This is a genomic window from Pseudomonas sp. NFIX28, assembly GCF_900107395.1.
In the GTDB taxonomy this organism is placed as follows: Bacteria; Pseudomonadota; Gammaproteobacteria; order Pseudomonadales; family Pseudomonadaceae; genus Aquipseudomonas.
Genome location: NZ_FNPW01000005.1, coordinates 354,496 through 379,626 on the forward strand (window position 1 = coordinate 354,496; position 25,131 = coordinate 379,626).

General features: G+C 63.4%; 20 protein-coding genes. 1 reads left to right on the plus strand and 19 read right to left on the minus strand.

Translation table 11 applies throughout. The features are described 5' to 3' along the window. The first annotated feature begins 73 nt into the window (after positions 1–73). Positions 74–778 carry a methyl-accepting chemotaxis protein gene (locus tag BLV20_RS32035; RefSeq protein WP_371914315.1) on the plus strand — a complete coding sequence of 235 codons (705 nt, stop codon included), beginning with the start codon at positions 74–76 and terminating at the stop codon, positions 776–778. Between the two features lie 119 nt (positions 779–897). Here the strand turns inward: BLV20_RS32035 and BLV20_RS12685 are convergent, their stop codons facing one another. The 19 genes from BLV20_RS12685 to hutC form a co-directional block, all read right to left on the minus strand. Next, positions 898–1,632 carry an amino acid ABC transporter ATP-binding protein gene (locus BLV20_RS12685; protein ID WP_092301848.1) on the minus strand — a complete coding sequence of 245 codons (735 nt, stop codon included), beginning with the start codon at positions 1,630–1,632 and terminating at the stop codon, positions 898–900. After that, positions 1,625–2,584, minus strand: a complete 960-nt coding sequence (locus tag BLV20_RS12690; protein ID WP_371914316.1) for an amino acid ABC transporter permease — start codon at positions 2,582–2,584, stop codon at positions 1,625–1,627. The genes BLV20_RS12685 and BLV20_RS12690 overlap by 8 nt, the downstream gene beginning before the upstream one ends. Positions 2,585–2,722: 138 nt before the next feature. After that, positions 2,723–3,520, minus strand: coding sequence for a transporter substrate-binding domain-containing protein (locus BLV20_RS12695; protein WP_092301854.1), 798 nt, complete (start codon positions 3,518–3,520; stop codon positions 2,723–2,725). Between the two features lie 356 nt (positions 3,521–3,876). Continuing rightward, a complete protein-coding gene (gene mdoH, locus BLV20_RS12700; RefSeq protein ID WP_092301857.1) occupies positions 3,877–6,447 on the minus strand; it encodes a glucans biosynthesis glucosyltransferase MdoH in 2,571 nt (856 codons plus the stop codon). Further along, positions 6,440–8,224 carry a glucan biosynthesis protein G gene (locus BLV20_RS12705; RefSeq protein WP_092302061.1) on the minus strand — a complete coding sequence of 595 codons (1,785 nt, stop codon included), beginning with the start codon at positions 8,222–8,224 and terminating at the stop codon, positions 6,440–6,442. Before BLV20_RS12705 ends, mdoH begins: the two co-directional genes overlap by 8 nt. Before the next feature lie 277 nt (positions 8,225–8,501). Further along, positions 8,502–8,939, minus strand: a complete 438-nt coding sequence (gene dtd / locus BLV20_RS12710; RefSeq protein WP_092301860.1) for a D-aminoacyl-tRNA deacylase — start codon at positions 8,937–8,939, stop codon at positions 8,502–8,504. Next, complete coding sequence (pip, locus tag BLV20_RS12715; protein ID WP_092301863.1) at positions 8,936–9,907, minus strand: prolyl aminopeptidase; 972 nt, start codon at positions 9,905–9,907, stop codon at positions 8,936–8,938. The genes dtd and pip overlap by 4 nt, the downstream gene beginning before the upstream one ends. A gap of 256 nt (positions 9,908–10,163) precedes the next feature. Then, a complete protein-coding gene (gene hutG, locus BLV20_RS12720; protein ID WP_092301866.1) occupies positions 10,164–10,967 on the minus strand; it encodes an N-formylglutamate deformylase in 804 nt (267 codons plus the stop codon). A gap of 10 nt (positions 10,968–10,977) precedes the next feature. After that, a complete protein-coding gene (gene hutI, locus BLV20_RS12725) occupies positions 10,978–12,183 on the minus strand; it encodes an imidazolonepropionase (protein ID WP_092301869.1) in 1,206 nt (401 codons plus the stop codon). A 16-nt stretch (positions 12,184–12,199) separates the two neighbouring features. After that, positions 12,200–13,609 (minus strand): amino acid permease, encoded by a 1,410-nt coding sequence (locus tag BLV20_RS12730; RefSeq protein WP_092301872.1) that lies wholly within the window; start codon positions 13,607–13,609, stop codon positions 12,200–12,202. Between the two features lie 155 nt (positions 13,610–13,764). Further along, positions 13,765–15,303 carry a histidine ammonia-lyase gene (gene hutH / locus BLV20_RS12735; protein ID WP_092301875.1) on the minus strand — a complete coding sequence of 513 codons (1,539 nt, stop codon included), beginning with the start codon at positions 15,301–15,303 and terminating at the stop codon, positions 13,765–13,767. 147 nt (positions 15,304–15,450) lie between these two features. Further along, positions 15,451–16,974 (minus strand): histidine ammonia-lyase, encoded by a 1,524-nt coding sequence (gene hutH, locus BLV20_RS12740; RefSeq protein WP_092301878.1) that lies wholly within the window; start codon positions 16,972–16,974, stop codon positions 15,451–15,453. A 99-nt stretch (positions 16,975–17,073) separates the two neighbouring features. After that, positions 17,074–17,904, minus strand: a complete 831-nt coding sequence (locus BLV20_RS12745; RefSeq protein WP_092301881.1) for a quaternary amine ABC transporter ATP-binding protein — start codon at positions 17,902–17,904, stop codon at positions 17,074–17,076. Next, on the minus strand, positions 17,901–18,752 hold the full coding sequence (locus tag BLV20_RS12750) for an ABC transporter permease (RefSeq protein WP_092301884.1): 852 nt from the start codon (positions 18,750–18,752) through the stop codon (positions 17,901–17,903). Before BLV20_RS12750 ends, BLV20_RS12745 begins: the two co-directional genes overlap by 4 nt. Positions 18,753–18,822: 70 nt before the next feature. After that, positions 18,823–19,791, minus strand: a complete 969-nt coding sequence (locus tag BLV20_RS12755) for an ABC transporter substrate-binding protein (protein WP_092301887.1) — start codon at positions 19,789–19,791, stop codon at positions 18,823–18,825. Positions 19,792–19,865: 74 nt separating this feature from the next. Continuing rightward, positions 19,866–21,335 (minus strand): purine-cytosine permease family protein, encoded by a 1,470-nt coding sequence (locus tag BLV20_RS12760; RefSeq protein WP_092301890.1) that lies wholly within the window; start codon positions 21,333–21,335, stop codon positions 19,866–19,868. Positions 21,336–21,488: 153 nt separating this feature from the next. Further along, positions 21,489–23,171 (minus strand): urocanate hydratase, encoded by a 1,683-nt coding sequence (gene hutU / locus BLV20_RS12765; protein ID WP_092301893.1) that lies wholly within the window; start codon positions 23,169–23,171, stop codon positions 21,489–21,491. Between the two features lie 496 nt (positions 23,172–23,667). Next, positions 23,668–24,240: a HutD/Ves family protein gene (locus BLV20_RS12770; protein ID WP_092301896.1), complete on the minus strand. Its 573-nt coding sequence runs from the start codon at positions 24,238–24,240 to the stop codon at positions 23,668–23,670. 9 nt (positions 24,241–24,249) lie between these two features. Next, complete coding sequence (gene hutC, locus BLV20_RS12775) at positions 24,250–24,999, minus strand: histidine utilization repressor (RefSeq protein ID WP_092301899.1); 750 nt, start codon at positions 24,997–24,999, stop codon at positions 24,250–24,252. Positions 25,000–25,131: the final 132 nt, after the last annotated feature.

Consider the following 25,131-nt stretch of genomic DNA (forward strand, 5'->3'; position numbering starts at 1 on the left):
GACCGAACAGACCAGCGCCGGGGTCAACAGCCAGAAAGTCGAGACCGACCAGGTGGCTACCGCCATGAATGAAATGGCCGCCACGGTCCAGGAAGTCGCGCGCAACGCCGAGGAGGCCTCGGAAGCCGCGGTCGCCGCCGACCAGCAGGCCCGCGAAGGCGACAAGGTGGTTGGCGAGGCGATCGCGCAGATCGAACGCCTGGCGGCCGAAGTCGGCAACTCCACCGCCGCCATGGGCCACTTGAAACAGGAAAGCGACAAGATCGGCAGCGTGCTCGACGTGATCAAGTCGGTGGCCCAGCAGACCAACCTGCTGGCCCTCAACGCCGCCATCGAGGCCGCCCGCGCGGGTGAAGCCGGACGCGGTTTCGCCGTGGTCGCCGACGAGGTGCGCAGCCTGGCGCAGCGCACCCAGAAGTCCACCGAAGAGATCGAGGAGCTGATCGTCGGCCTGCAGAACGGCACCCAGGAAGTGGCCAACATCATGGACAACAGCCGCAGCCTGACCGACAGCAGCGTCGAATTGACCCGTCGCGCCGGCGGTTCGCTGGAAAACATCACCCGCACCGTCTCGGCGATCCAGGCGATGAACCAGCAGATCGCCGCCGCGGCCGAGCAGCAGAGCGCGGTAGCCGAGGAAATCAACAGGAGCGTGCTGAACGTGCGCGATGTGTCCGAGCAGACCTCGGCAGCCAGTGAGGAGACAGCGGCCTCCAGCGTCGAGCTGGCGCGCCTGGGGACCCATCTGCAGGCCCTGGTCGGGCGCTTCCGGGTTTGATCCGAGCCGGTTTCGTTTGATATCGGGGTGAAACAATCGCGGGCAAGCCTCGCTCCTACAGATGAGCGTTATCTGTAGGAGCGAGGCTTGCCCGCGATAGGTTCAGGCTAACGAAAAACCTACAGCACCTGGCGCAGAAACGCCTGGGCCCGCGGGTCCTGGGGCGCGTCGAAGAACGCCGCTGGCGAGGCGTCTTCCAGCAGTTTGCCGTGATCGAAGAACAGCACCCGGTCCGCCACTTCCCGGGCAAAGCCCATTTCGTGGGTCACGCAGACCATGGTCATGCCTTCCAGGGCCAGGGTTTTCATCACATCCAGCACTTCGCCGACCATTTCCGGGTCCAGCGCCGACGTCGGCTCGTCGAACAGCATGACCTTTGGCTCCATGGCCAGCGCCCGGGCAATGGCCACGCGCTGCTGCTGGCCGCCGGAAAGCCGCGACGGGAACTCGTTGGCCTTCTGCGCGATACCGACCTTCTCCAGCAAGGCCAGGGCCTTGGCCTCGCGCTCCTGCTTGCCGCGCTTGCGCACGACCTTCTGCGCCAGGCAGAGGTTTTCCAGCACGGTCATGTGCGGGAACAGGTTGAAGTGCTGGAACACCATGCCGACTTCGCGGCGATAGGCATTCACATCGGTCTTGGGATCGGCCAGTTGCAGGCCATCGATGCTCACCGAGCCGGAATCGAACTGCTCCAGGCCGTTGAGGCAGCGCAGGAAGGTCGACTTGCCGGAGCCGGACGGGCCGATCACCACCAGCACTTCGCCCTTGGCCACCTGGGTGGTGACGTTATCCACCGCGCGGACCACCTGGCCCCGGGTGTCGAAGACTTTTACCAGATCGCGGACTTCAATCACTTTGCGCGAGCCTCCGCTCAAGCCGGCTGGCCATTTTCGACAGCGGCAGGTTGATCAACAGGTACAGGCCCGCCACGCAGAACAGGATCTCGAACGGCGAGAACGAGGTGGTGATGACTTCGCGGCCGCTCTTGAGCAGCTCGGTAATGGCGATCACCGACACCAGCGAGGTGTCCTTGACCAGGCTGATGAATTGCCCGGCCAGCGGCGGCAGCACGCGCTTGAACGCTTGCGGCAGCACCACATGGCGCATCGATTGGCTGGCATTCAGGCCCAGGGAGCGGGCCGCTTCGTTCTGGCCACGGGCAATCGACTGCACGCCGGCACGGACGATTTCCGCCACATAGGCGCCGGTGAACAGCGACAGCGCGGCGATCCCGGCGAACTCGCGGGACAGGTTCAGCACCGTGCCGATGAAGAAATAGAAAATGAAGATCTGCACCAACAGCGGCGTACCGCGTACCAGTTCGACATAGATGGTCGATAGGTCGCGCAGGGTCGGGTTGTTCGACAGTCGGCAAAGCCCGGTCGCCAGGCCGATGAACAGGCCCAGCACCCCGGACACCACCGACAGCCACAAGGTGGTCCACAGGCCCAGCAGCAGCGGCCCGGCCGCCCAGTGACGGGTTACGCCGATCACATCGCCTTCGGCCACATCGTCGCCACGGGCGACTTGCAGGCTGTTTTCGTCGACCGTCAGCAACTGCTCGTTGCCCGCGTCGTTGCGCAGCGTGACCTCGGCCTTGCCGCCTTTGCGTACCACTTCGCTGACGCTGGAGATGTCCGCCGCCCGCTGCGATTCCTCGGCCTGATAGGCGAAATACTGCGGTACGCGGTTCCAGCGCCATTCGTAAGACATCAGCGAGGTGGCGTAATACAGCGCGCCGGCCAGGCCGATCAGCACCAGCACGGTCAATGCGTGCCAGGGCCATTGGGCTTTTTTATGTTTGATCACTGTGCAGGGTTCCAGATTTTATGGCGCCAGGGACGCGGCCTTCGCGGGCAAGCCTCGCTCCTACAGGGATTGCGTGAATCCGTAGGAGCGAGGCTTGCCCGCGAATGGGGGCGACTCGGTCTGTCTGACCGAGTGTTACTCCATGTCCTTGAGCCACTCGGTGCTCTTGAACCACTTGTCATGGATACGATCGTAGGTGCCGTCTTCGTGGATCTGGTGCAGGAAGTTGTTGATGAAGTTCAGGCTGTCGAAGTCGCCCTTCTTCAGGCCGAACGCCAGGGGCTCGTAGGTGAACGGCTTGTCGAGGAACGTAAGCTTGCCGTTGCCGACCTTGCTCAGCGCCACCACGTTGTACGGGGCGTCGTAGATAAAGGCGTCGGCCTTGCCGTTGACCACGTCGAGCACGGCTTCCTGCTCGTTGTCGTAGCCGTGGTACTTGGCCTTGGATATCAGCTTCTTGGCGACCATTTCGCCGGTGGTGCCCAGTTTGGAGGTGATGCGGTAGTCGGCGGTGTTCAGGTCTTTATAAGACTTGATGGTGCCTTCCAGCTCCTTGCGGATCAGCAGGGTCTGGCCGACCACGATGAAGGGGTCGCTGAAGTTCAGGCGCAGGTTGCGCTCCTGGGTCAGGGTCATGCCGCTGCCGATCATGTCGAACTTGTCGGTCAAAAGGGCCGGGATGATGCCGTCGTAGCCGGTGGAGACCAATTCCAGCTTGACGCCCATGGCCTTGGTCATGGCCTTGAGGAGGTCGACTTCGAAGCCGATGATCTCGCCGCGCTTGTTGGTCATTTCAAACGGCATGTAGGTCGGATCCATGCCGACTTTCAACGTACCGCGCTTGACCGCATCGTCGATGGCGCCAGCCTGGGCTGCATTGACCGCCACCATTGCCGTGACGCCGAGCAGCAGCATCGAGAGATACTTCTTCATCTTAAGTCCCCTGAACCCATTTTATTGTGAGGCGAACCCGCGGCCGATTTTCCTTGGAAAACCGGCAGATACGGGCACCAGAAACGGCCCGTTCGCGGCAATTCGGGGTGCGATGCTAACTCACCCGTTCGTTTGCACAAGGGTTTGACCAGGATTTGTTGTTACACAGGGGACGACAAACTCCATGTCGCCGCTGCCGCAGGTTCGGGCCGCGTTCGGACGATCGACGCGAAGCCGCGCAGCGCTGTCGATCGCTGGAAGGCCCTGGGGGCCTTATCGCAGCCTCGCGGGCTCGGCAGCGGCTACGGGGCCCACAAACAACAACGCCCTTGAGTGTGGGCTCAAGGGCGTTGTCGTCAGGCCGGTTGGGCGACTGCCGCCAGCGGTCGCAACGGCAGCAGCGGTGCATGAGGGTCTTCATCCACCGATTGCCGCCAGGCGCTCAGCCAGTCGGCATGGCCTTCGCTCCAGACCTGCTCGTGCAGGCGGGCCAGGGCCACCGGATCGCTCAGCAGCGCCAGGCGCTCGCTGTTGTTCAGCGCGGCCGGCCCGACCTTCAGGGCATGGCGGACACGCTCGATACGCAGCCATTCGATCGGCTCGGCCAGACCGTGCCGGGACGTCGCCAGGGCACAGGCCAGGGCGTTCTGCTGCGGATCGACCACCGCCCGGATGAAACCGTCGTTCAGCGCATGCCAACGGTTTTCATGGGTGTACTGGTCGGTAGACACCAGCTCCTGGGGCGGTGCGTATTCCTCGGGAATCAGGAACAGGCTTTCGTCACGGGACTTCAGGCCCAGGCCGACGCGGCTGGAAATCACCGACACCGGGATCGACAGCATCAGCGAACCGACGATCGGCACCAGCCACCAGAGGAAGCTCGGGTTCAGCCAGATCACCAGCAATGCCCAGCAGAAGCCCAGCAGGGTCTGCGGGCCATGGCGTTTTACCGCTTCGCTCCACGGCGTGGAGTCGTCGTCACGCTGCGGCGAATTCCAGGTCGCGGCCCAACCCAGGAACGCGGCGAGCACGAAACGGGTGTGGAAAATCATCCGCACCGGCGCCAGCAGCATGGAGAACAGCATCTCCAGCAGCATCGACAGGGTCACCTTGAACTTGCCGCCGAACTCTTTCGCGCCCTTGGCCCAGATCAGGATGATGCTCAACAGCTTCGGCAGGAACAGCAGCACGATAGTGGTCGAGAACAGCGCGATCGCCTTGTCCGGGTGCCATTGCGGCCACAGCGGATAGAGCTGGCGCGGTTCCAGGAAGTACTGCGGCTCCATCAGGGTGTTGACCGCCAGCAGGGCCGTCGACAGCACCAGGAAGAAGAACCACAGCGGCGCCGACAGGTAGGACATCACCCCGGTGAGGAACACCGCACGGTGCACCGGGTGCATGCCCTTGACCAGGAACAGGCGGAAGTTCATCAGGTTGCCGTGGCACCAGCGACGGTCACGCTTGAGTTCGTCCAGCAGGTTCGGCGGCAACTCTTCATAGCTGCCCGGCAGGTCGTAGGCAATCCATACGCCCCAGCCGGCACGACGCATCAGCGCCGCTTCGACGAAGTCGTGGGACAGGATCGCACCGGCGAAGGCACCTTTACCGGGCAACGGCGCCAGGGCGCAGTGCTCGATGAACGGCTTCATGCGGATGATCGCGTTGTGGCCCCAGTAGTGGGATTCGCCCAATTGCCAGAAGTGCAGGCCGGCGGTGAACAGCGGGCCGTAGACGCGGGTCGCGAACTGCTGCATGCGCGCATACAGGGTGTCCATGCCCGAGGCTTTCGGCGCAGTCTGGATAATGCCCGCATCCGGCGTGGCTTCCATCAGGCGCACCAGGCTGGTCAGGCATTCGCCGCTCATCACGCTGTCGGCGTCGAGCACCACCATGTACTTGTAGTCGCTGCCCCAACGGCGGCAGAAGTCGTCGAGGTTGCCGCTCTTGCGCTTCACGCGACGGCGGCGACGGCGATAGAAGATCTTGCCGAAGCCCTTGGTTTCGCGGCAGACGTCCAGCCAGGCCTGTTGTTCGGCCACGCAGATATCGGTGTCGTTACTGTCGCTGAGCACGAAGAAGTCGAAACGGTCCAGGTCGCCGGTGGCCGCCACCGACTCGAAGGTCGCCCGCAGGCCGGCGAACACCCGCGGCACGTCTTCGTTGCAGATCGGCATCACCAGGGCGGTGCGCGCGTCCTTCGGGATCGGCTCGTTGCCGGCGCTCTTGCCGGAAATACGGTACTTGTCGTGACCGGTGAGCAGCTCGAGGAAGCCCATCAGCGCGGTCCAGAAACCGGCCGAAACCCAGCAGAACAGGATCCCGAACAGAATCAGGATGCTGGTTTGCAGCGCATACGGCAGCACCTGGGTAGCGGTTTGCAGCAGCGGCTGGTGCAGCACTTCTTCCAGATCGACGAACGACCAGCCCTGGTACGGCATGATGCCTTTCATGTACCAGCCGGCGACGATGGTCTGGCCAAGCATCAGCAGCAACAGGATGTAGCGACGGATCGAACCGACGGTGCGCCAGCGGGCGGCCGGCAGCACGTTCTGATCTTTCGGTGGCGGCGGCGGATTGGTCCGGCCGGTCAGGCGCCGCCAGCCGCGCACCAGGATATTGGTGCGCCATGGCTCGGGAACGACCTTGGTCCGGCGGATCGGCGGCGTGGCCTTGAGGCACACGCGACCGCTGGCGTCGAGCACCAGCATCTCGGCATCGATCAGCTCCTCGGCGGAACTCAAGGTCAATCGGCGGCCCACCGAGGCCTGGGAGGCATCGGCAGGCGCATCGAACGTCGACGACGACAGGCGTTCGTGCAGTTCACTGAAAGACTTGCAGCCCGCGAGTTCCGCGCGCTGCTCATCGGTCATCGGCAGGTGCGCCAGATACTCGGCAAGAGTCTCTGGCTGTACTTGAGAGTTACTCATCGGCAGGCAACTGGTAGCTCCAGGTCTCGGTCAGGACTTGCTCGGTCGGGACAGATTCCGGTGTGGCTGGGGCCGCCTCGGCAGCAGCAGGCTGCTTGGCGTCTTTGTGGTTCTTGGCGTCCTTGGCAGGCTTGGCTTCGGCTTGCTTGGCATCCGCTTCCTTCTGCTTGGCGGCGACTTTGTCGGCCTTGGCGATCGAGGAAGTGGAAGCCGGTTGCACGGCCTTGGCCGGCTCGACAGGGGTGGCGTTCTTGACCAGGGCCGCGCGCATCTCGGTGGATTTGCTCGGGTCCTTGATCTTCATCCGCAGGGTCAGGCGCCAGCCCTTGGTCTCAGGGTTGTAGCGCACGCTGTTTTCCACCAGCTCGGCGTTGTCGCCGACGCTGACCTGGCTGCGCACCTCGGTGTCTTCCGGCAATGCCGCCAGGGACGGGCCTTCGAAGTCCACCAGGTAGGCCACGCTGCCGTCCGGTTGGCGGATCAGGTTCGATTGCTTGACGTCACCGGTGGAACGCAGGGTCTGCTGGACCCAGGCGCTGTCCGGCGAATGCAGGGACGCTTCGTCCAGGGTCCAGTGCAGGCGGTAGGCGAAGTCGAACGGCTGGCCAGGCTCAGGCTGCTTTTCCGGGCTCCAGAACGCCACGATGTTGTCGTTGGTTTCGTCCGCGGTCGGGATTTCCACCAGGTCGACAGTGCCTTTGCCCCAGTCGCCCTTCGGCTCGATCCAGGCGCTTGGGCGCTTGTCGTAGCGGTCGTCGAGGTCTTCGTAGTGGCTGAAGTCGCGGCCACGCTGCAGCAGGCCGAAACCACGCGGGTTCTCTACCGAGAAGTTGCTCACCGCCAGGTGTTTCGGGTTGTTCAGCGGACGCCAGATCCACTCGCCGTTGCCGGCATGGATCGACAGGCCGCTGGAGTCGTGCAGCTCGCGACGGTAGTTGAGGACTTTCGACGGCTGGTTGGCGCCGAACAGGAACATGCTGGTCAGCGGGGCGATGCCCAGCTTGCCGACCTTGTCACGCAGGAACATCCGCGCCTTGACGTCGACGATGGTATCGCTGCCCGGGCGCAGGGTCAGGCGATAGGCGCCCGTGGCACGCGGCGAATCCAGCAGGGCGAAGATCACCAAATGCTTGTCAGTCGGCTTGGGTTGCTGGATCCAGAATTCGGTAAAGCGCGGGAATTCCTCACCGGACGGCAACGCCGTGTCGATGGCCAGGCCACGGGCCGACAGACCATAGACGTGACCCTTGCCGATGACGCGGAAGTAGCTCGCGCCAAGCATGGTCATGATTTCGTCTTGCTTGTCCGCCTTGTTGATCGGGTACAAGACACGGAAGCCGGCATAACCGAGCTGCTCGGTGGCCTTGGGATCGAACTTGAGGTCGCCGAAATCGAAACGCGTCGAGTCATATTTGATCTCTTCGACGGTGTTCGTGGTGATTTCGTTGATTTTCACCGGCGTATCGAAATGCATGCCCTGGTGATAGAAGGACAGCTTGAATGGGGTCTTCTGCTTGGCCCATTCGGCTTTTTCGGGCAGGAAGCGGATTTTCTGATAGTCCGCGAATTTCATCTCGCGAAATTCGTTCGGCAGGTTACTGCGCGGAGCCTCGTACTTTTGCCCAGCCAGGTCCTTGGCCTTGGCCGATACATCATCCAGATTGAATGCCCAGAGTTGGCCGGCGCTAAGCAGGCAGAGCAGTGCAGAGCCCGTCACCAGTGCGTTTCGTAACCGATTGGCAGACAATTTTGGTGCATTACAGGGACTAACAATCACGAGCAACCCTCGCCGAAAACAGATCAAAAAACCAACTGCCAGCTATCTATATGCCAGGTTGGCGAGCATTGTTCCGACTCCGATGGGGCTAAATGATTCCCCAAACGGTTCCGAACAAGTCTCTACCTAAGTCAAAAACGGACCAACGAACGCTGATCCCCGTAGCGCGCGATTATCTAGTAGCCCGCGTTACAACGCATCAGGGGCAACCAAGTATTTATCGCGAAAAACGCCTGTTTTCGGCCGGTTTCGGCCGAAAAAGATGTTTCAAGCACTTTCAGGTCTGTAACAGGAAGGTTACCGGGCCATCGTTGACCAGATGGACCTGCATATCCGCTCCGAAACGCCCTGATGCTACTTTGCCATGCAACTGTTGCGCCTTGCATAGCAGATAGTCAAAAAGTTCTTCGCCAAGGGCTGGCGGCGCCGCCGTGGAAAAGCTCGGACGCAGGCCATTCTTGGTGTCCGCGGCCAGGGTGAACTGCGAAACCAGCAGCAAACCACCCTCCACATCGGCCAGGGACAGGTTCATCTTGCCTTCGGTATCACTGAAGACCCGATAGTTAAGCAATTTGTGCAACAGCTTGTCGGCGCTGGCCCGGGTGTCCTCGGGCTCCACCGCGACCAGCACCAGCAACCCCCGGTCCACCGCCCCGACGACTTCGCCCGCCACTTCGACCCGCGCGCCACGCACGCGCTGCAACAGCCCCTTCATGCTTCTTCGAGCGGCAGGTCGAGCAGGCGCCGGGCCATCTGATCGGCGGCACGCACCAGGGCATCGGTAATGCCCGGTTCGGACGCGGCGTGACCGGCATCGCGAATCACCTGCAGTTCGCTGTTCGGCCAGGCCTGGTGTAATTCCCAGGCATTGTCCAGCGGGCAGATCACATCGTAGCGACCATGCACGATCACGCCGGGCAGGTGGGCGATCTTGCCCATGTCGCGAATCAGCTGGTTCGGTTCAAGGAACGCATTATGAGTGAAGTAATGACATTCGATCCGGGCAATCGACAAAGCGCGCTGCGGCTCGGAGAAACGATCGACCACCAGCGGGTTCGGCCGCAGCGTGGCGGTGCGCCCTTCCCAGATCGACCAGGCCTTGGCCGCATGCATCTGGGCGATCTGGTCGTTGCCGATGAGGCGCTTGTGGAAAGCGTTGAGCAGATCGTCGCGCTCGTCCAGCGGGATCGGCGCCACGTAGTCCTGCCAGTAATCGGGGAACAGGCGGCTGGCGCCGGCCTGGTAGAACCATTCGATTTCCTGCGGGCGGCACAGGAAGATCCCGCGCAGGATCAGGCCATGGACACGCTCAGGATGGGTTTGCGCGTAAGCCAGGGCCAGGGTCGACCCCCAGGAGCCGCCGAACAGCACCCATTTCTCGATACCCAGGTGCACGCGGATTCGCTCGAGGTCGGCGACCAGGTCCCAGGTGGTGTTGTTTTCCAGGCTGGCGTGCGGGGTGGAGCGCCCGCAACCGCGCTGGTCGAAAGTGATGATGCGGTACAGGTTCGGATCGAAGTAGCGGCGACTCTGGGCATCGCACCCGGCTCCCGGGCCACCGTGGATGAACACCACCGGCAAGCCTTCCGGGGAACCGCTCTCATCGACATACAGCACATGGGGTTCGTCGACAGCCAGATCGTGCCGGGCATAGGGTTTGATCTGCGGGTACAAAGTCTGCATTGCGCGCTCCGTAAGGGGTCGAGGTCATCCCTGGGGGGACTTCAATTATTCTGCCGTCCGGCATCATAAACCCGAATTACGGAATGAGCATGTCCTTGGAAAAAATGCGGTTGTTCCCCCCGCAAAGCCAGGCGCACCCGTAGCCGCTGCCGCAGGCTGCGCTCGACTGCGCAGCAGACGCAGGATCTTGAGATCGCTGAAGGCCTTTGGCCTTATCGCAGCCTGCGGCAGCGGCTACCGGGTTTTGCTGTCGGCCTCAGCGCCCGTAACGCTCCTGTCCCCAGGCCAGCAGCCCTTGCAGCAGCTGCTTGAGCACCACCTGGGTCGGCGCCGCCAGATCGTCGCGGTAGCGGAACGGCTCGAACTCTTCCATGTAGGTGCTCTGCGCCAGCTCCAGTTGCACGGCATGGATGTTCTCGGCTGGGTTACCGTAGTGCCGGGTGATATGCCCTCCCTTGAAACGCCCGTTGAGCACATGGCTGTAGTCGGCATGGCGGGCGCAGATCGTTTCCAGCTGGCTGGCCAGCTCGGCATCGCAGCTGGCGCCATTGAAGGTGCCCAGGTTGAAGTCCGGCAGCTTGCCTTCAAACAGGTGTGGAATCAGCGAGCGGATCGAGTGCGCGTCGAACAGCAAGGCATAACCGAACTCGGCCTTCAGCCGCGCCAGCTCCTGCTGCAGGGTGCGGTGATAAGGCGTCCAGACCTTTTCCAGGTAAGTCGCCCGCTCCTGCTTCGACGGCTCCAGCCCCTCGCGGAACAGCGGCACGCCATCGAACAGCGTGGCCGGGTACAACCCGGTGGTGGCGCCGACATATAAAGGCTTGTCGTCGGACGGACGATTGAGGTCGATGACAAAACGCGAGTATTCGGCCGCCAGGGTGCTGGCGCCCAGCTCCTCGGCGAACGCGTAGAGCCGAGGGATGTGCCAGTCGGTGTCTGGCAGGCTTTGTGCCTCGGCAATCAGCCCGGCCTCGACCGCGGGGGTCAGGCGCAGGCCGGCATGGGGCATGCTGATCAGCAGTGGCACCCGGCCTTGTTTGAAGTTCAGAACCTTATCCACAGCCGCTCTCCTATAAATCCACTTCAACGCCGTGGCGCACCACGCGCTTTTCCAGGTCGCCGCCCAGCCAGTAGGCCAGGTCGGCGGGACGATCGATCTGCCAGGCGACGAAGTCCGCCACCTTGCCGATCTCCAGCGAACCGTGGGTCTGCTCCATGCCCAGCGCACTGGCGGCGTGCAGAGTCACGCCGGCCAGGGCTTCTTCCGGGGTCATGCGGAAACAGGTGCAGGCCATGTTCAGCATCAGGCGCAGGGACAGCGCTGGCGAGGTGCCGGGGTTGAGGTCGCTGGCCACGGCGATCTTCACCCCGTGCTTGCGCAGCGCGTCCATCGGCGGCAACTGGGTTTCGCGCAGGAAATAGAACGCTCCCGGCAACAAAACGGCGACGGTGCCGGCCTTGGCCATGGCGATGGCGTCGTCCTCGGTCATGAACTCCAGGTGGTCGGCCGACAACGCGTGGTAACGCGCCGCCAGGCTGGAGCCATGCAGCGACGACAGCTGCTCGGCATGCAGCTTCACCGGCAGGCCGAGCTTCTGCGCGGCGACGAATACCCGCTCCACCTGTTCCGGCGAGAACGCCAGGTATTCGCAGAATGCATCCACCGCGTCCACCAGGCCCTCGGCGGCCAGGGCCTGGAGCATTTCGGCGCAGATGTGCTCGATATAGTCGTCCGCGCGCCCGGCGTATTCCGGCGGCAAGGCGTGGGCCGCCAGGCAGGTGCTGCGCACGCTGACCGGCAGCTCGGCGCCCAGGCGACGGATCACCCGCAAGATCTTGCGCTCGCTGGCCAGGTCCAGGCCGTAGCCGGACTTGATCTCGACGCTGGTCACGCCGTCGCGCAGCAGGCTGTTCAAGCGCTTGCGGGCGCTGTCGAACAGTTCGTCCTCGCTGGCCGCGCGGGTGGCCCGCACGGTGCTGGCGATACCGCCACCGGCGGCGGCGATTTCGGCGTAGCTCACCCCTTGCAGGCGTTGCTCGAATTCGCCGCTGCGGTTGCCGCCGAACACCGTGTGGGTGTGGCAGTCGATCAGGCCCGGGGTGACCCAGGCCCCCGCCAGGTCATGCAACTCGGCATAGTTGCCGGCCGGGACCTGGTCGCGCGGGCCGATCCACTCTATGAGCGCTCCTGACGTCACGATGGCGGCATCCTCGATGATCGAGTAAACGCCTTGCGCCATGCTTGCGACGTGGCAGTGTTGCCAGAGAGTTTTCATCCAAGGCCTCCGTTAGTTATCGATGGGACAAAGAAGGGTCGTGGTGCACCAAGACAGCCTTGCCGGCCGCCGGCCTGACCCATAGCAGATAGGCAATCACCAGCAGCACGATCCACACCGCGCCCACCGCCAGCGCGGCTTGGGTTTGCGGGAAGTAACCCAGCACGCCGAAGACGAACAGCATGAACACGATGGCGGCTGCCGGCGCCCAGGGCCAGAACGGCACCGGGAATTTCAGTTCGGCGACCTGTTCGGCGCTCATCGAGCGGCGCATGGCCACCTGGGTGATCAGGATCATCAGCCAGACCCAGACCGTGGCAAACGTAGCGATCGAGGCAATCAGCAGGAACACGTTCTCCGGAATCAGATAGTTCAGCAGCACACCGCCCAGCAACGCGGCGGCCATCACCACCACGGTCATCCACGGCACGCCCTGCTTCGACAGCTGGGCAAACCCCTTGGGCGCCTGCCCTTGCTGCGCCAGGCCGTACATCATGCGCCCGGCACCGAAGATGTCGCTGTTGATCGCCGACACCGCCGCCGAGATCACCACGATATTGAGGATGGTCGCCGCCGAGCTGATGCCCAGGTTGTCGAAAATCTGCACGAACGGGCTGCCCTGGCTGCCGATCTGCGGCCATGGATAGATGGCCATCAGCACGAACAGGGTCAGCACGTAGAACAGCAGGATGCGCATCGGCACCGCGTTGATCGCCTTGGGGAGCACCCGCTGCGGGTCCTTGGCCTCGCCGGCGGTGATGCCGATGATCTCGATGCCGCCAAAGGCGAACATCACCACCGCGAACGAAGCGATCAGGCCGCCGATACCGTTGGGCATGAAACCGCCGTGGGCCCAGAGGTTGGCCATCCCGGTGGCCTGTTCGTTGCTGGCCGTGCCGATGCCGAACAGCATGATGCCGAAGCCGGCGAGGATCATCGCGACAATCGCGCCGACTTTCAGCAGCGACAGCCAGAACTCCATCTCGCCGAAGACCTTGACGTTGCACAGGTTGAGGCCACCGATCAGGAACACGATGCCGAGCACCCAGATCCAGCGCGCCACTTCCGGAAACCAGAAGCCCATATAGATGCCGAAGGCCGTGACGTCGGCCAGGCAGACGATGATCATTTCAAAGGCATAGGTCCAGCCGAGGATGAAGCCCGGCAGTGGCCCCAGGTAATTGCTGGCGTACTGGCCGAACGAGCCGGACACCGGGTTGTGCACGGCCATCTCGCCGAGCGCGCGCATCACCATGAACACCGCGGCGCCACCGATCAGGTAGGCCAGGAGTACCGCGGGGCCGGCCATCTGGATGGCCGAGGCAGAACCGTAGAACAGCCCGGTGCCGATCGCCGACCCCAGGGCCATGAAGCGAATATGCCGGGCAGACAGCCCGCGTTTTAATCCTTGAGCTTGCTGTTGCATTTCTCGTCCCTAATTATTTTTATCGGAGAAAACCGGAACCACCCGTAGCCGCTGCCGAGGCACGAGGCTGCGAAGCGCTCCGCAGGAGCGCCCTCGGGGGCTGCTGCGCAGCCCATCGCAGCCTCGTGCCTCGTCAGCGGCTACAGGCATGGTCGTTACAGGCTCGGCAGCAGCTTGGCCGGCAGCAACTCGTTCAGGCAGCGGGAAGCCAGCAGTTCGCTCGCGGCGTTGATGTCCGGGGCGAAGAAGCGGTCTTTTTCGTAGAACGGCACTTTGCTGCGCAGGGTGGCGCGGGCCTTCTCCAGCTTGGTCGAGGTCTTCAGGCCGTCACGCAGGTCCAGGCCCTGGCAGGCCGCCAGCCATTCCACGGCGAGGATGCCACGGGTGTTTTCGGCCATTTCCCACAGGCGCTTGCCGGCGGCCGGGGCCATGGACACGTGATCTTCCTGGTTGGCGGAAGTCGGCAGGCTGTCCACCGAGTGCGGGTGGGCCAGCGCCTTGTTTTCGCTGGCCAGTGCCGCGGCGGTGACCTGGGCGATCATGAAGCCGGAGTTGACCCCGCCGTTGGCCACCAGGAACGGCGGCAGCTGGGACATGTGCTTGTCCATCATCAGCGAAATGCGGCGCTCGCTCAGGGAGCCGATCTCGGCGATGGCCAAGGCCATGTTGTCGGCGGCCATGGCCACCGGCTCGGCGTGGAAGTTGCCACCGGAAATCACGTCGCCCTCGGCGGCGAACACCAGCGGGTTATCCGACACGGCGTTGGCTTCGACCACCAGCACCTCGGCGGCCTGGCGGAACTGGGTCAGGCAGGCGCCCATGACCTGCGGCTGGCAGCGCAGGGAATACGGGTCCTGCACCTTGTCGCAGTTCTGGTGCGACTTGGAGACTTCGCTGCTGTCGCCCAGCAGGTCGCGGTACGCCGCGGCGGCGTCGATCTGGCCTTTCTGGCCGCGAGCGGCATGAATCCGCGCATCGAACGGCGAACGCGAACCCAGCACCGCCTCGACCGTCAGGCCGCCACAGGCCAGGGCGCCGGCGAACAGGTCTTCGCCTTCGAACAGGCCGCGCAGGGCAAAGGCGGTGGACACCTGGGTGCCGTTGAGCAGCGCCAGGCCTTCCTTGGCCGCCAGGGTCAGCGGCTTGAGGCCGGCCACGCTCAGGGCTTCGGTGGCGTCCAGCCATTGGCCTTTATAACGGGCCTTGCCTTCGCCCAGCAGCACCAGGGACATATGGGCCAGCGGCGCGAGGTCACCGGAAGCGCCCACCGAACCCTTAAGCGGGATATGCGGGTAGACCTCGGCATTGACCAGGGCGATCAGCGCGTCGATCACCTGGCGGCGGATACCGGAGAAACCACGGCTCAGGCTGTTGACCTTGAGCACCATGACCAGGCGCACCAGGGCATCGCTGATCGGTTCGCCGACACCGGCGGCGTGGGACAGCACCAGCGAGCGCTGGAGGTTTTCCAGGTCTTCGCTGGCGATACGGGTCGAGGCCAGCAGGCCGAAACCGGTGTTGATGCCATAGGCGGTGCGGTTCTCGGCAAGGATCTGCTCGACACACGCGACGCTGGCATCGATCTGCGCCGAGGCGCTGTTATCGAGGCTGAGGGTTACCGGCTGCTGGTAGACGGTCCGCAGTTGGGCCAGGGTCAGTTGGCCTGGAATCAGATTTAGCGCAGTCACATTCATGCTCCTTTTGAGAGTTTTTTATTAACTACCAGTCGCTCCGGAAGCTTCCGTTATCCGTCGCAGCTCGCCTTTATGAGCGAGTGGCGCCTTGGCACGCTGGTTTTGTGGAAACGTCGTCGTATGGATCCTGTCGTTGCGGAGCGCGCTTCACTGCACGCCCGGTAAAACCTCTTGCAGCAAGGCCGGGGCCTTGAGCAGCGCCGCCGCGCTGGCGATATCCGGGGCCAGCCAGCGGTCCTGGTCATAGGCCGGAACCTTCTGGCGCAGCAGCTTCCAGGCCGCATCGGTGCCGGCACCAAAACGCTGTTGCTTGAGAAATTCGAAGGCCTGGGCCGCCAGCAGGTATTCGATGGCGAGGATCTGCGTGCAGTTTTCCAGCGCGCGGGAAAGCTTCAGCGCGGCATTGGTGCCCAGGCTCAGGTGGTCTTCCTGCAGGCCGGAGGTGACGTAGTTGTCGAGCACCGCCGGTTGCGCCAGTTGGCGGTTTTCCGCGCACAGCGAGGCGGCCACGTACTGGACGATCATCATTCCGGAGTTGACCCCGGGGTTGCTCACCAGGAACGCCGGCAAACCGCTGACATGAGGGTTGATCAGACGGTCCAGGCGGCGCTCGGCAATCGAGCCGACCTCGGCCATGGCGATCGCCAGCAGGTCCGCCGCCAATGCCACCGACTGGCCGTGGGGGTTGGCCTGGGACATCACCCGGAAGTTGTCCGGGGTGCCCAGCAGCATCGGGTTGTCGGTGACGGAGTTGAGCTCGGTCTCGACCTGCCGCGTGGCATGCGCCAGCTGATCGCGGGCGGCGCCGTGAACCTGCGGGATGGAACGGATGCTCAGGGCATCCTGGGTACGGATGCCTTTGCTGGCGGCGATCACTTCGCTGCCCTCGAGCAAGGCACGCAGGTTGCTCCCCACCTGCTGCATGCCCGGGTGCGGCTTGAGCGCGATGATCTCGGCATCGAACGCGGCGATCTGCCCGCGCTGCGCCTCGAAGCTCATGGCGCCGATCACATCGGCCCATTGCAGCAGGCGCGTGGCATCGGCCAGGGCCAGGCAGGCCAGGCCGGTCATGCACGGCGTGCCGTTGACCAGGCACAGGCCGTCCTTGGCGCCCAGCTGCACCGGCGCCAGGCCTTCTGCCGCCAGCGCCTGCTCGGCCGACACGACCTGCCCGCGATAGCTGACCTGGCCGACGCCGAGCAAGGCAATGCTGATATGGGCCATGTGGGTCAGGTAACCCACCGAGCCCTGGGACGGCACTTGCGGGGTGATGCCGCGGTTGAGCAGCGCCAGCAGCGCCTCGACCACCCGGCGATGTACGCCGGACTTGCCGTGGCTGTAGTTGACGATGGCTGCGCAGATGATCGCCCGGGTCTGCTCGTCGGCCAGCGGCGCGCCCACGCCACAGGCATGGCTGAGCAGGGTATTGCGCGACAGCTGGGCCAGCTGTTCGTCCTGCAGCGAAACGTTGCACAGCGCGCCAAGGCCAGTGTTCACGCCATAGGCGCGCTCACCGCTGGCGACAATCCGCTGGACGATGGCCTGGGCGTTCTCGATGCGGGCCCAGACCTGGGCCGACAGCTCCAGCTGCGCGCCCTGCCGCGCCACTGCGACCACATCCTGCCAACGCAATGGGGCGTCGGCGATAACGATTTTTTCAGCCTGCGACATCTTCGACCTCACGGGTACAACCTGAACATTGATGCAGCTTTATCGCTGCCTTCGCGGGCAAGCCTCGCTCCTACGGGGGAAGAGGCCCGCCCCAAGCCTTCAAACCACTGCCGCGCGCCGCTGCACGAAGCGGTCGACGTACTCGTCCGCCGGCGAATGCAGGATCTCTTTCGGGGTACCGACCTGGATCAGCCGGCCGTCCTTGAGAATCGCGATGCGGTTGCCGATGCGCACGGCCTCGTCGAGGTCGTGGGTAATGAAGACGATGGTCTTGTGCAGGGTCTTTTGCAGTTCCAGCAACTGGTCCTGCATCTCGGCGCGGATCAGCGGGTCGAGGGCGCTGAAGGCCTCGTCCATCAGGATGATGTCGGTATCCGCCGCCAGGGCCCGGGCCAGGCCGACGCGCTGGCGCATGCCGCCGGACAACTGGTGCGGGTACTTGTTCTCATAGCCCTTGAGGCCCACGGTGTTGATCCAGTGCAGCGCGCGCTCGGTGCAGACGGCTTTGCTCTCGCCACGTACCTTGAGGCCGTAGGCGGTGTTTTCCAGCACGGTCTTGTGCGGCAACAGGCCGAAGCTCTGGAACACCATGCTGATCTTGTGCCGGCGAAATTCGCGCAGGGCTTCCATGTCGTATTGCAGGATGTCCACGCCGTCCACCAGGATCGCGCCGCTGGTCGGGTCGATCAGGCGGTTGAAGTGGCGCACCAGGGTCGACTTGCCGGAGCCCGACAGGCCCATGATCACGAAGATCTCGCCGGTGCCGATGCTCAGCGACAGGTCGTTGACCCCGACCACGCAGCCGGTCTCGGCCAGCACCTGGTCCTTGGTCTTGTTCTGGCGAATCATGTTCAGCGCGTCGGCCGAACGGTTGCCGAAAATCTTGAAGACGTTCTTGACTTCGATCTTGCTCACGATTGCATCGTTCATTTGCTCACCTCATGGCGTGGACGACCATAGGCTTGGGTAATACGGTCGATGACCACGGCCAGAATCACGATCGCCAGGCCGGCTTCCAGGCCACGGCCGACGTTGAGGGTCTGGATGCCCACCAGTACGTCTTCGCCCAGGCCACGGGCACCGATCATCGAGGCGATCACCACCATCGACAGGGCCATCATGGTGGTCTGGTTGATCCCGGCCATGATGCTCGGCAGGGCCAGCGGCAGTTGCACGCCGAACAGTTGCTGCCAGCGGTTGGCGCCGAAGGCGTTGATCGCCTCCATGACTTCGCCGTCGACCTGGCGGATGCCCAGGTCGGTCAGGCGGATCAGCGGCGGCGCGGCGTAGATCACGGTGGCGAAGATCGCCGGCACCTTGCCCAGGCCGAACAGCATCAGCACCGGGATCAGGTACACGAAGCTCGGCATGGTCTGCATGATGTCCAAGAGCGGCATCAGCACCGAACGCAGGCGGTTACTGCGCGCCGAAAGAATGCCCAGCGGAATGCCAATCAGCACCGAAATGAAGGTCGCCACCAGCATCAGCGCCAGGGTTTGCATCAGCTTGTCCCAGAGACCGACCGCGCCGACCAGGAACAGCAGGCCGACGATCACCGAGGTGGTCACCAGCTTGCGCGTCGAGTGCCAGGCGATGCCGCCGACAATCGCCAGCATCAGCCACCAGGGCGCCATGCGCAGCAGGCCTTCGAGGTTGACGATGGCCCACAGCAGGGTGTCGGAGATGTGGCGGAACACATCGCCGTAGTTGGTCACCAGCGAATCGACCCAACTGTTGACCCAGTCGGCGATGGAAAAAGTGAAGCTTTCAGGAAACATAAGAGACTCTCGATCAAGTGGGTTGCGGCAAGGCTCCCGGCTGCCTTTCAAACAGCCGGGAAGGCTCTACCTACAAGGCCGCGTCGATTTTCTTGGCTGCGTCATCACTCACCCATGCGTGCCAGACTTCAGGATGTTCCTTGAGGAAAATTTTCGCCAGCTTCGGTGATTCGATGCGCTCTTTGGTCATGCGCGCCAGGTTCTGATTGAGCAGGTCGATCGGCAGGTTGACCTTTTCCAGCACGGCCACCAGCTCGGGCGCCTCTTCGTGGAAGGTCTTGGACAGGCCGACCTTGATGGTCACGCTCTTGTCCACGCCGGGCTTCTCTTCCAGCTTCACCAGGTCGACCTGGCCCATCAGCGGGGTCGGGGTCCAGTAGTAGAACAGGATCGGCTCGCCACGCTTGTAGCTCGACAGCACCGCGGCATCCAGCGCCGGGCCGGTGCCTGGGCGGAAGTTGGTGTAGCTGCTTTCCAGGCCGTAGCTTTTCAGCATTTCGCTGTTGTCCAGCTCGCAGGTCCAGCCGGCCGGGCAGTTGTAGAAACGGCCTTTGCTCGGCTCTTCCGGGTCCTTGAACACGGCGGAGTATTTGCCCAGGTCGGCAACATTCTTCAGGTCCGGGGCCTTGGCTTCGAGCTTGCGCTTGGCATCGCCTTCGATCACGTAGCGCGGCACATACCAGCCTTCGACGGCGCCCACGACCGGGGCGCCGACGCCGACCACCTTGCCGGCCTTCTCGGCCTTTTTCCAAACCTCGCTGCGGCCGACCCATTCCTCGGCGAAGACCTGGATGTCATTGCTGCTCAAGGCGTTTTCCATGGTGATGGAGTTGCCTGGCAGGCTGTCGGTCTTGCAGCCGTAGCCTTTTTCCAGGACCACTTGCATCACGTCGGTCAGCAACATGCCGCTTTCCCAGTTCAGGCCGGCGAATTTCACCGGTTTGCCGGACTCGCACCAGCCGGCCGCCTGGGTGGCACCGGCGCCGGCCAGCAGGCCCGCGGAAAGCAAAGTGGTCAGCAGGGTCTTATGCATTTTCATTGTGTGACGCTCCCAATCATTGAAATGGATTACGGCAGTTAAGAGGCATCCAGCCCGTCCACGTCCAATCAGGTTTAGACCGCAGATGCGCGGCCTGCCCCACTCAGCTTTTGTTCTGTGATCGAATCCTGCTCTACCGGCAGGATCAGGCGATCGGGTACAGCGCCATGCCATTTTTTCGCGCAGACGTAATACAACGCCGCGGGAACCACCAGGCCGACGATCCAGGAGATATCCACACCTCCCAGGACCTCCACCAGCGGGCCGGTATAGAACTTGGTGGCAATGAACGGCAGCTGCACCAGCACCCCGATCACATAGACGCTGATACCCAGGATGTTCCAGCGGCCGTAGCGACCGTTCGGATCGGCCAGGGCCGGCACGTCATAGTTCTCGCGGGTGATGCAGTAGTAATCCACCAGGTTGACCGCGCTCCATGGGGTGAAGAAGGCCAGCAGGAACAGGATGAAAGCCTTGAACGCACCGAGGAACGAGTGCTGGCCGAGCAACGCGATCAGGGTCGCGGTACCGACGATGGCCAGCACAAAGGCCAGGCGTTGCAGGCGTGTCACTTCCAGGTGACCGCGAAAGCCACTGATGATGGTGGCGATGCACATGAAGCTCCCGTAGGAGTTAAGCGTCGAGATGGTGACCTTGCCGAAGGCGATGCTGAAGTACAGCAACGCAGCGGTGGCACCGCTGCCGCCCAGGCCGACGATGTAGGCCACTTCATGGCCGGCGAACTGCCCGTTGGCCATGGCCGCGGCGAATACACCGAGGATCATCGCCACCTGCGCGCCGATCACCGAACCGGCACCGGCGGCGAGGAAGGTTTTCACCGAGGAGGTCTTGCTTGGCAGGTAGCGCGAATAGTCCGCCACGTAAGGGCCGAAGGCGATCTGCCAGGATGCCGCGAGCGACACCGCCAGCAGTAAGCTGCTCCAGCTGAAATGGCGGATTTCCAGGAGGGCGCCGACGTCGGTCTGGCTCATCAGGCGGCTGAACAGGTAAACGAAGGCGATCACCCCGATGACGCTGGCAACACGGCCGATGAAATGGATCACCCGGTAGCCGAGCACCGTGACCAGCACGATGACGCTGGCGAAGATCAGGATGCCGACACTGTCACTGACGCCGAACAGCTGGCCCAGGGCCTGGCCGGAAAGCACAGTGCCCGTGGCGGTGAAGCCCAGGTACATGAGGCAAACCAGCACGATCGGAATGGCCGCGCCATAGACGCCGAACTGCACCCGGCTGGAGATCATCTGCGGCAGGCCAAGCTTGGGCCCTTGCGCCGCGTGCAATGCCATCACGCCGCCGCCCAGCAACTGGCCGATCAGCAGGCCGATCAGCGACCAGAACACATCGCCGCCCAGCACCACGGCCAGGGCGCCCGTGACGATGGCAGTGATCTGCAGGTTAGCGCCCAACCACAGGGTGAACTGGCTGTAGAGCTTGCCGTGGCGTTCAGCCTCGGGAATGTAGTTGATCGACCGCTTCTCGATTAACGGCTTACTGCTTGCACGATCATCATTGACAGCCATGGTCCAACCTCTGTGGATTGTTCTTGTTCTGGAGACTCGATCGCCGCCCCTGAGGAGCGAGCCTGCTCGCGATGGGATCGTCCGACGCAGAAATGGCGCTGGACGTATCCGTGTTCGCGAGCGAGCCCGCCCCTGCCGAGGTCTTGCCGCCTGTTACTTGCCGGTGATCATCGGCAGGTTCAGGCCCTGCTCCTTGGCGCAGTCGATAGCGATCTGATAACCGGCATCGGCGTGACGCATGACACCGGTGCCCGGGTCGTTATGCAGCACACGGGCGATACGCTCGGCCGCTTCGTCGGTACCGTCGCAGACGATCACCATCCCGGAATGCTGGGAGAAGCCCATGCCGACGCCGCCGCCGTGGTGCAGGGAAACCCAGGTCGCGCCGCTGGCGGTGTTCAGCAGGGCGTTGAGCAGCGGCCAGTCGGACACGGCGTCGGAACCGTCCTGCATCGATTCGGTTTCGCGGTTCGGGCTGGATACCGAGCCGGAGTCCAGGTGGTCGCGACCGATGACGATCGGCGCCGACAGCTCGCCGCTGCGCACCATTTCGTTGAACGCCAGGCCGAGCTTGGCGCGCAGGCCCAGTCCAACCCAGCAGATACGCGCCGGCAGGCCCTGGAAGCTGATGCGCTCGCGCGCCATGTCCAGCCAGTTGTGCAGGTGAGCGTCGTCCGGGATCAGTTCCTTGACCTTGGCGTCGGTCTTGTAGATGTCCTGCGGATCACCCGACAGCGCGGCCCAGCGGAACGGACCGATGCCGCGGCAGAACAGCGGACGGATATAAGCCGGTACGAAACCCGGGAAGTCGAAAGCGTTCTCGACGCCCTCTTCCTGGGCCATCTGCCGGATGTTGTTGCCGTAGTCGAAGGTCGGGATGCCCTGCTTCTGGAAGTCGAGCATGGCCTTGACGTGCACGGCCATCGATTGCTTGGCCGCCTTGACCACCGCCGCCGGCTCGGTCTTGGCGCGTTCGCGGTACTGCTCCCAGGTCCAGCCGGCCGGCAGGTAGCCATTGAGCGGGTCGTGGGCGCTGGTCTGGTCGGTGACCATGTCAGGACGCACGCCGCGACGGACCATTTCCGGCAGGATTTCCGCCGCGTTGCCGCACAGGGCGATGGAGATCGCCTTGCCTTCGGCGGTGTACTTGGCGATACGCGCCAGGGCGTCGTCCAGGTCTGTGGCCTGCTCGTCGACATAGCGGGTCTTCAGGCGGAAATCGATGCTGGTCTGCTGGCATTCAATGTTCAGCGAGCAGGCACCGGCCAGGGTCGCGGCCAGTGGCTGGGCGCCGCCCATGCCGCCGAGGCCGGCGGTCAGGACCCAGCGGCCCTTGAGGTCGTCGTTGTAGTGCTGGCGACCGGCTTCGACGAAGGTTTCGTAGGTGCCCTGGACGATGCCCTGGCTGCCGATGTAGATCCAGCTGCCGGCGGTCATCTGGCCGTACATGGCCAGGCCCTTGGCATCCAGCTCGTTGAAGTGCTCCCAGGTAGCCCAGTGCGGTACCAGGTTGGAGTTGGCGATCAGCACGCGCGGTGCGTTGCTGTGGGTCTTGAACACGCCGACCGGCTTGCCGGATTGCACCAGCAGGGTCTCGTCGTCATTCAGGTTGGTCAGGCTCTCGACGATCTTGTCGTAGCACTCCCAGTTGCGCGCGGCGCGGCCGATACCACCGTAAACCACCAGTTCTTTCGGGTTCTCGGCGACTTCCGGGTCGAGGTTGTTCATCAGCATGCGCAGCGGCGCTTCTGTCAGCCAGCTCTTGGCGGTCAGCTTGTTGCCGCGGGCAGCGCGAATTTCGACGTTCCGGTATTTCGTAGGTTTATTCTCAGTCACGAAAAAACTCCTCAGCGATCAATCCAAACCAACCCAGGCAGTGGGCGAGCAAGCCTGCGCGCAGGGCGCTGCGCAGCAAGCGAATCAGGGGACGCTGCGAAGAGTCTTCAGTGACTCATACGCATACGTCTTTACTTGTACATACAAGCATATGCAATCGATCGGCCAACTCGCTGAACGTGCCTTCGAGAAAAACCCTGGAAAGGCTGGAGAAGCCCTGGGACCAAGGGTTTCAGCGGCGATTATTTTTTTGCGAAGGATCTGGCAGGCAGGCTGTTGGCTGTTACTTCGCCAGGGCGTTGCGCCATGCTGGGGCGTTCGGTAACAAATGAGTGCGCGAGGGGAAACAACATCAGGAAGGGAGAGAAGCAAGCCTTGTGTAGCCGCTGCCGAAGGCTGCGATCGGCTCCGAAGGAGACACGCTCTTGCAGGCCCCGGAGGCTCTTCGAGTCGAGCGCGACCCCGGCCTATCGCAGCCTGCGGCAACGGTTACAGGTCAGATGGCAGTCAGTTCGATCACGCAGCACGCGCCGCTGACGGTGACTTCCCGCAAGCCTGGGTTTTCCAGCAGTTGCAGGCAGTCATGGCGTTCAAGCAAGGCGACGACGCCACCGCCCAGGTCAGCGCGCATTTGCTCGGCCACGCTGAATATCAGCACCGTGCCGGCCTGGGTGAAGAAGCGCTGCACGCCCTGCAGCCACTGCAAGCGAGCGCTGTAGCGGTCCGGCGCGTAGATCAGGTTGAAGTCGCGGATCGGCCCGTCGATCAGGCTGCAAGTCACCTGGCTCGCGCCGCTGAAGGCAAAGGGGTCCAGCGGTAACAGCGCCCGGGTGTCCTGGCCATCCACGTTCAAGACCATGCCCGCGCCTTGCAGCACGGTGATGACCCGCTGGTAACCGGCAAAGCTGGAGAAGCCGCCGGACTCGCCGATGTCGGCAATCGACAGCCGCCAGCCGAAACCTTCCAGGCCGACCCCGGCGTCGCGGGTGATTTCTTCGGTGCTGCCGCCGCCGTTCTTCCACGGCATGCGCGGATAGCTGGCCGCGCGCAAAACGTTCAACTGTGTCATCTATGCCCCTTACTTATGAAACCGCCCTTCCAGGCTGTGACGGGAACCCGGGTGGATCAGGCGTGCGGCGGTCACCGGCTGACGGCCGGACCAGGTCCGGCGACGAATCAGCAGGCACGGCTCGCCACGCTCGATCTGCAGCAACTTGCATTCTTCCGGCTCGGCCAGAATCGCCTCGACCACATGCTCGCCCTCGGTCAGCGGCGCGACCTGGCTCAGGTAGGCGTAGGGCGTCTGCAGGGTGAAGTCCTGCTTCAGGTAATCCGGCGCCACCAGCGCGTTGACGAAACGATCTTCGATCTGCACCGGGATGTCGTTCTCGAAATGCACGATCAGCGAGTGGAAGACCCGCTGCCCTTCACGCATTTCCAGGGCCACGGCGCGCTCGGAGCCGGCCGCCTCTTCGCCCAGGGTAATGACCTTGCAGGTGTGGCGATGACCGCGCGAGGCGATCTCGTCGGCAATGTTGTGCACTTCGAACAGCGCCGACTGGCTCTTGGGCTCTGCGACGAAGGTCCCCACGCCCTGCATGCGCACCAGCATGCCTTCGGCGGTCATCTCGCGCAGGGCGCGGTTGATGGTCATGCGGCTGAAACCCAGCTGGCTGACCAGTTCGCTTTCCGAGGGCACACGGTAGTGCGGCGGCCAGTTTCCACTCTCGATCTGCTGAGTGATCATCTGCTTGACGCGGACATACAGGGGCGCCGGACTATCGCCCAGATGGGCGGCCAGCGGGGAGTTGGCGGGCGGAGTCGGCACGGGAAATCCTTGTTTGTCAGTAAAGGGGGTGGTGGCCTGGGTGGCCAGTTCCGGCGAACTGGCCGTACGGCCCACTAGCTTGCCGGAGTTTACCGAGCAGGCAAACGTCTGTATATGTATATACAAATAACA

Bases quoted from the DNA above. Each gene is read 5' to 3' on its own strand.
- BLV20_RS32035 (WP_371914315.1), top strand. From the start codon at position 74: ATGGCCGCCACGGTCCAGGAAGTCGCGCGCAACGCCGAGGAGGCCTCG.
- BLV20_RS12695 (WP_092301854.1), bottom strand. From the start codon at position 3,520: ATGAAGAAGTATCTCTCGATGCTGCTGCTCGGCGTCACGGCAATGGTG.
- mdoH (WP_092301857.1), bottom strand. From the start codon at position 6,447: ATGAGTAACTCTCAAGTACAGCCAGAGACTCTTGCCGAGTATCTGGCG.
- dtd (WP_092301860.1), bottom strand. From the start codon at position 8,939: ATGAAGGGGCTGTTGCAGCGCGTGCGTGGCGCGCGGGTCGAAGTGGCG.
- pip (WP_092301863.1), bottom strand. From the start codon at position 9,907: ATGCAGACTTTGTACCCGCAGATCAAACCCTATGCCCGGCACGATCTG.
- hutI (WP_092301869.1), bottom strand. From the start codon at position 12,183: ATGAAAACTCTCTGGCAACACTGCCACGTCGCAAGCATGGCGCAAGGC.
- BLV20_RS12730 (WP_092301872.1), bottom strand. From the start codon at position 13,609: ATGCAACAGCAAGCTCAAGGATTAAAACGCGGGCTGTCTGCCCGGCAT.
- hutH (WP_092301875.1), bottom strand. From the start codon at position 15,303: ATGAATGTGACTGCGCTAAATCTGATTCCAGGCCAACTGACCCTGGCC.
- hutH (WP_092301878.1), bottom strand. From the start codon at position 16,974: ATGTCGCAGGCTGAAAAAATCGTTATCGCCGACGCCCCATTGCGTTGG.
- BLV20_RS12745 (WP_092301881.1), bottom strand. From the start codon at position 17,904: ATGAACGATGCAATCGTGAGCAAGATCGAAGTCAAGAACGTCTTCAAG.
- BLV20_RS12750 (WP_092301884.1), bottom strand. From the start codon at position 18,752: ATGTTTCCTGAAAGCTTCACTTTTTCCATCGCCGACTGGGTCAACAGT.
- BLV20_RS12755 (WP_092301887.1), bottom strand. From the start codon at position 19,791: ATGAAAATGCATAAGACCCTGCTGACCACTTTGCTTTCCGCGGGCCTG.
- BLV20_RS12760 (WP_092301890.1), bottom strand. From the start codon at position 21,335: ATGGCTGTCAATGATGATCGTGCAAGCAGTAAGCCGTTAATCGAGAAG.
- BLV20_RS12770 (WP_092301896.1), bottom strand. From the start codon at position 24,240: ATGACACAGTTGAACGTTTTGCGCGCGGCCAGCTATCCGCGCATGCCG.